The organism is Novosphingobium resinovorum (assembly GCF_001742225.1).
Lineage (GTDB): Bacteria > Pseudomonadota > Alphaproteobacteria > Sphingomonadales > Sphingomonadaceae > Novosphingobium > Novosphingobium resinovorum_A.
In genome coordinates, this window is record NZ_CP017076.1 from 1,456,877 (window position 1) to 1,465,000 (window position 8,124).

Genomic DNA, 8,124 nt, shown 5'->3' on the forward strand with positions numbered 1-8,124 from the left:
TGTTGAAATGCGCAAGGTGGGTCTCAAGGTGGCAGCGGCAGGCATTGCGCTGGCGGTCGCCACTCTGGTCGGCGGCTGCACGTCGATCCGCGACCATCGCGGTTACATGATCGACCAGTCGCTGCTCGATTCGGTGCAGCCCGGCATCGACAACCGCATGTCGGTGGAAAAGACGCTCGGCCGCCCGACCTTCGAGAGCCAGTTCGGGAGCAAGGACTGGTACTATGTGTCGCAGCAAGTGAAGACCCCGCCTTTCCGCAAGCCGCGCACCGACAGCCAGACGGTGCTGCGGGTGCGCTTCGATGCGGCGAATAACGTCGTCGGCGTCGACAAGCGCGGCGCGGAGCAGGTTGCGCGGATCGATCCGGACGGTCACGTCACGCCCACGCTCGGCCGTCATCGCAACCTGTTCGAGGACCTGTTCGGCAACATCGGCGCGGTCGGTGCGGGCGGCATGGGCCAGACGCCGCAAGGCCCCGGCCCGAACGGCAGTTAATCTACCGTCTTGAACCATCCGGAGCGCGGCATATATCCGCGCTCATGAACAACGACGGGGCGAGCCACGGCCTCATTCAGTGGCACGGAACGACCATCATCGGCGTACGCAAGGGCGGCAAGACCGTCATCGCTGGCGATGGTCAGGTTTCCATGGGCAACACGGTGATGAAGCCGAACGCCCGCAAGGTCCGGCGCATCGGAGAAGGCGGCAAGGTCATCGCCGGCTTCGCGGGCGCCACTGCCGACGCATTCACTCTCTTCGAGCGCCTCGAACGCAAGCTGGAGCAGTATCGCGGCCAGCTGATGCGCGCGGCCGTCGAACTCGCCAAGGACTGGCGCACCGACAAGTACCTGCGCAACCTCGAGGCGCTGATGATCGTCGCCGATGCCGACACCCTGCTGGTGCTCACCGGCAATGGCGACGTGCTGGAGCCCGAGGGCGCGGCCGGGGGCGACAGCCAGATCACCGCGATCGGCTCGGGTGGCAACTATGCGCTTGCCGCCGCCCGTGCGATCGATGCCTATGAAAGCGACGCCGAGACGATTGCGCGCAAGGCCATGCAGGTCGCCGCCGACATCTGCGTCTTCACCAACGACCGCGTGACGGTCGAGACCATCTGACCGTTTCTCCCCTCCCGCTTTCGGGAGGGGCCGGGGGTGGGCCGTCTGCCACCGCCGGATGAACTCACCCCCAACCCCTCCCGCAAGCGGGAGGGGGGAGAAAGAAAATGAACGACAACCTGACCCCCAAGGCGATCGTCGCCGCGCTCGACGCGCACATCGTCGGCCAGACCGAAGCCAAGAAAGCCGTCGCCGTCGCGCTGCGCAACCGCTGGCGCCGCCAGCGCCTCGGCGCCGACCTGCGGGACGAGGTGACGCCCAAGAACATCCTGATGATCGGCCCGACGGGCTGCGGCAAGACCGAGATCAGCCGCCGTCTCGCCAAGCTGGCCGAAGCGCCCTTCGTGAAGGTGGAAGCCACCAAGTTCACCGAGGTCGGCTACGTCGGCCGCGACGTCGAGCAGATCGCCCGCGATCTCGTCGAGGAAGCGATCCGCATCGAGAAGGAGCGCCGCCGCGAATCCGTGCGCGAGGCGGCGAGCAAGGCGGCGATGGACCGGCTGCTCAATGCCCTCGTCGGCGATGGCGCCTCGGAGGCGACGCGCGCCGCCTTCCACCAGCGCATCACCGAAAACGCCATGAACGACACCGAGGTGGAGATCGAGGTGGAGGATGCGCCCTCCGGCCCGATGGAAATTCCCGGCATGGGCGGCTCGGTCGGCATGATCAATCTCGGCGACATCATGGGCAAGCTGGGCGGCCAGCGCATGAAGCGCCGCAAGATGAAGGTGCCCGACGCCTGGGACAAGCTGGTCGACGAGGAATCGGAAAAGCGGCTCGATCAGGATGACGTCGCCCGCGTGGCGCTCGCCAATGCCGAGCACAACGGCATCGTCTTCCTCGACGAGATCGACAAGATCGCCGTCTCGGACGTGCGCGGCGGTTCGGTCAGCCGCGAAGGCGTGCAGCGCGACCTGCTGCCGCTGATCGAGGGCACCACGGTCGCCACCAAGTACGGCCCGATGAAGACCGACCACGTCCTGTTCATCGCCAGCGGCGCCTTCCACGTCGCCAAGCCGAGCGACATGCTGCCCGAACTGCAGGGACGCCTGCCGATCCGCGTCGAACTCAAGGCGCTGACCGAGGCGGATTTCGTGCGCATCCTGTCGGAAACGCGTGCCAACCTCATCGCGCAGTACAAGGCGCTGCTCGGCACCGAGCAGGTCACGGTCGAGGTCACTGCCGACGCCATCGACGAGATCGCCAAGATCGCCGCGCAAGTGAACGAGAGCGTTGAGAACATCGGCGCCCGCCGTCTGCAGACGGTGATGGAAAAGCTGCTTGAGGAACTCAGCTTCGAGGCCGAGGACCGCAAGGGCGAGACGGTGACGATCGACCGCACTTACGTGCAGGACAAGCTGTCCGGCCTCGCGGGCAACGCGGATCTGTCGAAGTACATTCTCTGACGGTAGCGCCGAAACGGACCTGAAAGGGCGCGGGCAGCATGTCCGCGCCCTTTTTGTTCCTTGAATGTTCCGGCGAAAGGGGTAGCTTGTCCGGCGAAGGAGAATCGCCATGAAGCTCGAAGGTGGATGCCAGTGCGGCGCCGTGCGTTACAGCGTTGAGGGGCAGCCGCAGCATGTCGCGCTTTGCCACTGCGCCGATTGCCAGAAGTCCTCCGGAGCGCCGACCGTCGCGTGGGCGGCTTATGCGGCCGGTGAGTTCGCGGTGACTGCAGGAAAGCCTTCGTCGTACAGCTCCAACGGTGACGCAGTCCGCCACTTCTGCCCGACGTGCGGATCGGGGCTCTATTACGTCAACGAAGCGGTGCTGCCCGGACTGGCGGATATTCAGGTGGTCACACTGGACGATCCCGGGGCATTGCAGCCGCAAGCCCAGATTCAGGTAGCCGAACGCGTCGGTTGGATGAAGGATGCTGCAAGCCTGCCTGAGTTCGAGCGTTATCCGGGGTGATCGCGTCCTGTGCTGTGGTGGAACGCGATGGCGCGGTGTGCCATCCGGGGCTTGCTGCGCCGATGCTGGCGGACTTGGACCGTATCCTCGCGCGAATGCCGGACGGCCGGGCAGGGCTGCGCATTTCGGATGATCGGGAGCTTGGGTTCATGCTCGGTGAGGGCGGGCCGGTCGGCGCGGTGGCCAAGACCCTATTGGGGGCCGGCGTCCAGCCGGTTCGTGTAGTGCTGTTCGATAAGAACGATGCGGCGGGGTGGGTACTTGGCTGGCATCAGGATCGAACTATCACGGTGCGCCAGAGGATAGATGTGTCCGGCTTCGGCCCCTGGACCGTCAAACAGGGCATAGTCCATGTCGAACCGCCGTTTTCCGGTAATCGATGAAATGCTGACTGTGCGCATCCATATCGACCCGGTGGACGATGAAAACGCGCCTCTGCTTGTCGCTCTGGGCTCACATCGATTTGGGCGGATACCCGCGCCAGCCGTGGAGCAGATTGCGCAGGGTCTGCAGAAGCATGTCTGTCTGGCGGATGCTGGAGACGTCTGGTTCTATCGGACGCCTATCCTGCATGCCTCGAATGCCGCACGTCCGGGCCGCAGGAGGAGGGTTTTGCAGGTCGATTATGCGATCGGGGCTTTGCCGTCCGGTCTGGAGTGGCTAGGCATCTGATATCGGATCACAAGAGTGCCCAGCATGTACCAGACCCCGGAAGATCGTCCTGTATACCGCCTGCTCACGGGAGCGGACGACCGCGCTTTCTGTGAGCGCGTGTCGGAAGCGCTGGCGCAGGGCTGGCGGCTCTACGGCTCGCCGTCATTGTCGTGGGATACGGCGGAAAATTGCATGAAGGCGGCCCAGGCCGTCGTCTGGCACGAGGCCGACGTCGTCAGGTAACGTTCAGCGCGTCGGCCGGCTGACGCTGGCGGCGTGGACGATGTGGGCTGCCTGCCCGGTCGCGGTGTAAGTCTTGGTGGCTAGCTCGACTTGCGCCCGGGCGGGCATGGACGGCAGGGCAAGCGGAATCGCTGCGAGCGGCGTTGTCGCCAGGACGATTACGCCGATACCCGCAAAACGCGATCTCATCGAACCACGTCTCCTGCACCAACTCTTCCTGACGAACTGTTGACGGTTCAAAGGGTTCCGTAACGGCCGAGCGCCGCCCACCAACTTTCGCTGTGCGTGCCTTTGTGATGGCGGCGGTCATTCGGCCGCTTCGTTCATGGCCTCCGCCTCGGCGGCCTGGCGCGTCCACATTTCGGCGTAGAGGCCGTCGCGGCGCAGCAGTTCGGAATGGGTGCCGCTCTCGGCCAGCTTCCCTTCGTTGAGGACGAGGATGCGATCGGCGTCCGCAATGGTCGAGAGGCGGTGCGCGATCGATAGCGAAGTGCGATGCTCGGCCACGCGGTGCAAGGTGGCGAGGATATCCTGCTCGGTCCGGGTGTCGAGCGCACTGGTCGCCTCGTCGAGAATCAGGATCGGCGGATTCTTGACCAGTGTTCGCGCGATTGCGACGCGCTGCTTCTCGCCGCCCGAGAGCTTGAGGCCGCGTTCGCCGACTTCGGTTTCGAAACCCTGCGGCAGCCGGTCGATCAGGCCCATCAGCGCGGCGCCGCGTGCTGCCGTCTCGATTTCGTGAGCCTCGGCACCATCGCGACCGTAGCCGATGTTGTAGCCGATCGTGTCGTTGAACAGCACCGAGTCCTGCGGGACGATGCCTATCGCGGCCCGCAAGCTGGTCTGTGCGACTTGCCGGATATCCTGGCCGTCGATCAGGATACGGCCCGAAAGCGGATCGTAGAAGCGATAGAGCAGCCGCGCGATCGTCGATTTGCCCGCGCCGGAAGGGCCGACGATGGCGAACGCCTGTCCCGCAGGCACCTCGAACGACAGGCCATGCAGGATGGTGCGATCCGGTTCGTAGCCGAAGACGACGTCGTCGAAAACGATGGAAGGCCGGCGAATGACCAGCGCGGGCGCTCCGGGAGCGTCGGGCACTTCGACCGGGGTGTCGAGCAGGCGAAACATCTCCGCCATGTCGATCAGGCCCTGCCGTATCGTGCGATAGACCATGCCGAGCATGTCGAGTGGCCGGAACAGCTGCGTAAGGTAGGTCTGCACGAAGACCAACTGGCCCGCCGTATAATTGCCGCGCCACCAGCCGTAGACCGTCCACGCAAGAGCGCCCGCCATGAGCAGGTTCACCACCACGCCTTGCGCGATGTTGAGCATGCCGAGCGAGTTTTCGCTCTTCACGGCAGCAACGGCATAAGCCCGGGTCGCCCGCGCGTAGCGCTCCTCCTCGCGCTTCTCGGCGGAAAAGTACTTCACCGTCTCGTAGTTCAGCAGCGAATCGACGGCGCGGGCGAGGGCCTGTCCGTCGAGCCGGTTCATCTGCTCGCGCAGCGCTGTCCGCCACTCGGTGATGACGCGCGTGACCCAGATGTAGGCGGCGATGGCGAGCGCCGTCGCAGCGACCAGGCCGGGGCCGAAATTGACCCAGAAGATCACGCCCACCACCAGCAATTGCAGGATCGTGGGGGCAATGTTGAACAGCATGAAATAGAGCATCGTGTCGATGCTCTTGGTCCCGCGCTCAATGGTCTTGGTCACCTCGCCGGTGCGACGGGCGAGGTGAAAGCGCAGCGAAAGGCGGTGCAACTGGCCGAACACGTTCTCCGCCAGTTCGCGCGTCGCGTCCTGCCCGACCTTCTCGAACACGATGTTGCGCAAGTTGTCGAAGCCGGTCTGCGCCAGCCGTCCGGCCGAATAGCCAAGCACCATAAGCATGGTCAGTTGGACCAGCTTTGGCCCGGTCGTGCCCATCAGGTCGACCGCCCACTTCATCATGTAAGGCAGCACCAGCTGCGTCGCCGTGGACAGCACGATGAATACACAGGCCCAGACGATCCGCCAGCGCAGTGCCGGATTGTCGCGTGGCCACAGGTACGGCATGAAGCGCAGGAGGGTGCGCCAGCCATCGTGGCGGGCATTGGAATCGCGGACGGCGGTATCGGGAGGCATGGGCGCTATTTAGGGGTTCGATGGCATGAAACAATCCGGCAATGCGCTGCGGCTTGGCTGAAAGTGCGGGAGCGGATCAGGGCGTCCCGACCAGATCGAACGACACCTTGCGCTTCGTGAAGTCGATGGCGACCCGCTTGAAGGCCCGCAACTCGCGCATTCCGAGGAACATCGCCGGCTTGCGCCCGAGCTTCAGTTCGCCGAAAGCGGGGGCGTCGGCATAGGCGATCACGACGTTGGTGACGCCGATCCCGCCCAGTTCCAGCTTGTCAGCCACGCCGAGATCGACGGCAAGGTCCTGGCCGGTAACACTCGATACCGATCCCTTGAGCATCGCCTGTCGCCGCTTTTTCGTCAGCGCGTCCTGCAAGGCGCGGTTGCCGATCGTTCCGCTGGCACCGGTGTCGATGATGACGTCGGTGCGGACGCCATCGACCAGTGCATCGGTGAGGATAAGGCGGCCGGACCGTTGCTTGGCGCGCACGACAATCTCGAAGCCGCGCGCGCCGCCGGTCTCCGCCATGTCGCCGATGGCGATGGTGTTGCGCGCGAAATCGAGCAGGACACGCTGGTGCTGCAGGCTGTCAGTGCCGAGAATGCCGTCGGCGCCCATGTTTGCACGCTCGAGCAGAGGTACGGTCAGGTCGTAGAAGGCCCGGGGGCCGACCGTGATCGACTCGACCCGGGCTGTGGCGACGTCGTGCGCCCCGGCTATTCCGACCACGCGCACTTGCGGTCCCTGCACCAGCCCAAGCGCTCCCGCCAACGTGGTGGAAACGACCGTGCGCTGAGACCCGGTGTCGATGAGGAAGCGATAGGGGCCGACCCCGTGGACGGCGACCGCCACCGTCATGCGCAAGTGGGCGTCTGCATCGCCTTGCACCACGTCGCCCTGCGGCGCCTCGCCGGGCTGCGCCGCCTGCGAGATCGGGGCAGGGGTCGCCCCGAGGATAACGGGATTGGCGATCAGCATCGCCAGCGCCATGCTCATTCCCGACATCGCATCCTCCCCGCGGAGTACATGCTCCGCGTTTCCTTGCTTGCCGATCAGCCTATCATGATGTTGCGTGGAACTCTATGTGAAACAGCAATGTGTTTCAGCCTTGGCTCGGTCGCAGTCGCACGCGGATTGGTCCGAGCACGTGGCCGACCATGCCCGCGATATCGTCGCGTGCGGGGTGCCGCACCAGCGCGATGGCGGCAGCCCACGCGAGCACCGACGCCGTGCCCGCGATCACCAGGCCGACGAAGCCGAGCGTTGCCGGCGATCTCCATACGGTGACGGCATAAATAGCTGGAGCCATCGTCACTACCGCGACGAGGGCGCTCGATACATAGACCCGCAGGGTGGCACGCCACCGGAAGCCGATCAGCCTCTGCAGCCAGAACGCGTAGAGGAAGAACCACCCGAGCCCGTAGACGAGCCGCGAGGCGGCGGCGGCCTCCACGCCGATCGCCGCACCGGCCGCCAGGGTGGCGACCGAAAGCGCCGTATCGGCCAGATTGAACCAGAGCAGGCTCCTCAAGCGTCCCAGCAGGATCGGCAGGTCCATATGCAGCGGCAGGGCAACGAAACAGCACTCGGCCAGCGCGACCAGGGCGAGCAGTGGCGCCGCCTCGGCCCAGCCCGGGCCATAGAGCAAAAGGATAACCGGCTCGCTTAAGACCGCGAGCAGCGCCATCGCGGGCCAGACGATCGCGCCATGTGCCGCGACTACGCGCTCGTAGTAGGGGCCAAGGTCCTTGCCCTCGTCCCGCAGCCGCGCGAACGTGGGATAATAGATCGAACTTACCGCTCCCGCGACGAGGTAATGGAGCTGCGTGGCCAGCGCGACACCGCGGCTGAACAGGCCCGCCGCCGTCATCCCCTGCATCCGCCCGACGATGAGGTCGGGCGTGCGCATGCCGATCCCTCCGGAGAGGTAGAGCAGCGCGCTGCCGGAGCCGAAGCCGATGATCTCGCGCGCCCGCTCGCGCCGCACGCGAAGGCTCGGCGGGGTCGGGCGCTGGAGCTGAGCGGCGACGGCTCGCGCGCCGGCCTGTGCGATCATCGCCCAGGCCAGCGAG

Annotated in this window: 11 protein-coding genes (1 of these 11 running past the window's edge); 7 read left to right on the plus strand and 4 right to left on the minus strand. The window is 65.5% G+C overall.

The features are described 5' to 3' along the window. Positions 1 to 7: 7 nt before the first annotated feature. From BES08_RS23715 to BES08_RS23740, 7 genes are all read left to right on the plus strand, one after another. On the plus strand, positions 8 to 496 hold the full coding sequence (locus BES08_RS23715) for an outer membrane protein assembly factor BamE (RefSeq protein ID WP_008832064.1): 489 nt from the start codon (positions 8 to 10) through the stop codon (positions 494 to 496). A 44-nt stretch (positions 497 to 540) separates the two neighbouring features. Next, a complete protein-coding gene (hslV, locus tag BES08_RS23720) occupies positions 541 to 1,119 on the plus strand; it encodes an ATP-dependent protease subunit HslV (RefSeq protein WP_036529830.1) in 579 nt (192 codons plus the stop codon). A 107-nt stretch (positions 1,120 to 1,226) separates the two neighbouring features. Then, the gene (hslU, locus tag BES08_RS23725; RefSeq protein ID WP_036529831.1) at positions 1,227 to 2,525 is read left to right on the plus strand and encodes an ATP-dependent protease ATPase subunit HslU; all 1,299 of its coding nucleotides are present in this window, start codon (positions 1,227 to 1,229) and stop codon (positions 2,523 to 2,525) included. 109 nt (positions 2,526 to 2,634) lie between these two features. Then, positions 2,635 to 3,033, plus strand: a complete 399-nt coding sequence (locus tag BES08_RS23730) for a GFA family protein (RefSeq protein WP_036529833.1) — start codon at positions 2,635 to 2,637, stop codon at positions 3,031 to 3,033. After that, on the plus strand, positions 3,030 to 3,416 hold the full coding sequence (locus tag BES08_RS34160; protein ID WP_231958349.1) for a phytanoyl-CoA dioxygenase family protein: 387 nt from the start codon (positions 3,030 to 3,032) through the stop codon (positions 3,414 to 3,416). Before BES08_RS23730 ends, BES08_RS34160 begins: the two co-directional genes overlap by 4 nt. After that, positions 3,385 to 3,705: a phytanoyl-CoA dioxygenase family protein gene (locus tag BES08_RS34165; RefSeq protein ID WP_231958350.1), complete on the plus strand. Its 321-nt coding sequence runs from the start codon at positions 3,385 to 3,387 to the stop codon at positions 3,703 to 3,705. The genes BES08_RS34160 and BES08_RS34165 overlap by 32 nt, the downstream gene beginning before the upstream one ends. Positions 3,706 to 3,729: 24 nt before the next feature. Further along, positions 3,730 to 3,930 carry a DUF1737 domain-containing protein gene (locus BES08_RS23740; protein WP_008832059.1) on the plus strand — a complete coding sequence of 67 codons (201 nt, stop codon included), beginning with the start codon at positions 3,730 to 3,732 and terminating at the stop codon, positions 3,928 to 3,930. A 3-nt stretch (positions 3,931 to 3,933) separates the two neighbouring features. Here BES08_RS23740 and BES08_RS23745 read toward each other — a convergent pair whose 3' ends face one another. The 4 genes from BES08_RS23745 to BES08_RS23760 form a co-directional block, all read right to left on the minus strand. After that, positions 3,934 to 4,119 carry a hypothetical protein gene (locus BES08_RS23745; RefSeq protein WP_036529834.1) on the minus strand — a complete coding sequence of 62 codons (186 nt, stop codon included), beginning with the start codon at positions 4,117 to 4,119 and terminating at the stop codon, positions 3,934 to 3,936. Between the two features lie 117 nt (positions 4,120 to 4,236). Further along, complete coding sequence (locus BES08_RS23750; RefSeq protein ID WP_036529836.1) at positions 4,237 to 6,057, minus strand: ABCB family ABC transporter ATP-binding protein/permease; 1,821 nt, start codon at positions 6,055 to 6,057, stop codon at positions 4,237 to 4,239. A 76-nt stretch (positions 6,058 to 6,133) separates the two neighbouring features. Next, complete coding sequence (locus tag BES08_RS23755; protein WP_036529838.1) at positions 6,134 to 7,057, minus strand: retroviral-like aspartic protease family protein; 924 nt, start codon at positions 7,055 to 7,057, stop codon at positions 6,134 to 6,136. Between the two features lie 97 nt (positions 7,058 to 7,154). Further along, positions 7,155 to 8,124, minus strand: the 3' portion of a protein-coding gene (locus tag BES08_RS23760; RefSeq protein ID WP_051587179.1) for an oligosaccharide flippase family protein. The gene runs 563 nt beyond the window's last position; the window shows 970 of its 1,533 coding nt (coding positions 564-1,533); its start codon lies beyond the right edge, outside the window — the gene reads right to left on this strand; the stop codon is at positions 7,155 to 7,157.

Coding starts and splice junctions, on each gene's coding strand:
- BES08_RS23715 (WP_008832064.1), top strand. CDS start 8: ATGCGCAAGGTGGGTCTCAAGGTGGCAGCGGCAGGCATTGCGCTGGCG.
- BES08_RS23730 (WP_036529833.1), top strand. CDS start 2,635: ATGAAGCTCGAAGGTGGATGCCAGTGCGGCGCCGTGCGTTACAGCGTT.
- BES08_RS23755 (WP_036529838.1), bottom strand. CDS start 7,057: ATGTCGGGAATGAGCATGGCGCTGGCGATGCTGATCGCCAATCCCGTT.
- hslV (WP_036529830.1), top strand. CDS start 541: ATGAACAACGACGGGGCGAGCCACGGCCTCATTCAGTGGCACGGAACG.
- BES08_RS23740 (WP_008832059.1), top strand. CDS start 3,730: ATGTACCAGACCCCGGAAGATCGTCCTGTATACCGCCTGCTCACGGGA.
- BES08_RS34165 (WP_231958350.1), top strand. CDS start 3,385: ATGTCGAACCGCCGTTTTCCGGTAATCGATGAAATGCTGACTGTGCGC.
- BES08_RS23745 (WP_036529834.1), bottom strand. CDS start 4,119: ATGAGATCGCGTTTTGCGGGTATCGGCGTAATCGTCCTGGCGACAACG.
- BES08_RS23750 (WP_036529836.1), bottom strand. CDS start 6,057: ATGCCTCCCGATACCGCCGTCCGCGATTCCAATGCCCGCCACGATGGC.
- hslU (WP_036529831.1), top strand. CDS start 1,227: ATGAACGACAACCTGACCCCCAAGGCGATCGTCGCCGCGCTCGACGCG.